At 44.9% G+C, this 1175-nt stretch carries 1 protein-coding gene; it reads right to left on the bottom strand.

Going from position 1 to position 1175, the window contains the following annotated elements; genetic code table 11:
• Window positions 1-1175, bottom strand: a 1175-nt coding sequence (locus D8790_RS10620) for a mucin-binding protein (RefSeq protein ID WP_446677479.1), incomplete at both ends; no start/stop codon positions are given.

The raw sequence follows: 1175 nt of genomic DNA, 5'->3' as shown, positions 1-1175 counted from the left end.
GATCACGTCATCTTGTGATGTCCATGGGCCTTTTTCTACGATCGCTTTCGTTACGACGTTGATCTTCAGAATACGCGTGAATTTAGCGCTGTCTGTGAAGCTTGGTGCTGCTTCTTTACCATCTTCGTATACGTACTTGATCGTACGGCTCAATTCCTTCACAGCTTCTTGTTGAGCTGACTTGATCTTATCATCTATCCACTTAGGTCCCTCTGGATTCTTAGGATCCATTGGATCGTTTGGTTTCGGTGGATTGTTTGGATTGAATGGTACTACAACCTGACGCATAGTAACGGTGAAGGTTTGATCCTTCTTATCGTCATTATCGAAGGTCTTAGGTCCTGCGAACTCATCTGTTACAACTTCGTAGCCCTTGTCTGTCAATTCTTTCAGACGTGCTGCATAGTTAGTTGTACCGATTGGCTCACCTGACTTACCGCTTTCAACTACCTTCGTCAATTCCTTATTACCGTCAGTTTGGTCTACGAAGCTAATAATCGCTTTTTGACCATCCTTCACGAAGTTGATTGGTGTATCCTTCGTTGGATCACTTGGAATTGGTGGTGGGTTGTAACCCTTGCTTGGGTCGCTCGGATCTTTCGGTGTCAATGGTGTTGTACCATCTGGGCCTACTGGTGTAGTACCTGGTACATGTGGAATCACTGGAAGATCAGTACCTGGTTTGCTTGGATCTGTTGGATCGTTTGGATATGGAAGATTTGGTACTTTTGGAAGTCCGTCTGGTACATTTGGTACATATGAACCAAGTTTGCTGTACTTAACTGTTTCTTCACTATCCTTATCATCAGGAGTTACTGTCTTCGCTGCTACATTAGCCTTATCTGCCACGAATCCAGTTACAACTGGTGTAGCTTCTTGGGCCAATTCTTTCGTAGCTGGTGTCCATGCAGTGAAGGTTTCCTTACCAGTTACACGGTTACGTTCACCTGTACGTGTGAAGGCTGCTTCTTGAGTTACTGGAGCTTTCAGAGCTGGACGACCCGCTGTTTGACCATCTGCGTATTCGTACTTGATGGTACGTGATACTTTCTTGTTGAGCTTAGCTGGGTCTGTAATCTTCTCTGTACCTTGACGAAGAGTAACGGTGAAGGTTTGATCCTTCTTATCGTCATTATCGAAGGTCTTAGGTCCTGCGAACTCATCCGTTACAACTT

This window comes from Streptococcus cristatus (assembly GCF_003943535.1).
GTDB lineage: Bacteria > Bacillota > Bacilli > Lactobacillales > Streptococcaceae > Streptococcus > Streptococcus cristatus_L.
This window is presented reverse-complemented; position numbering and strand designations above follow the sequence as displayed.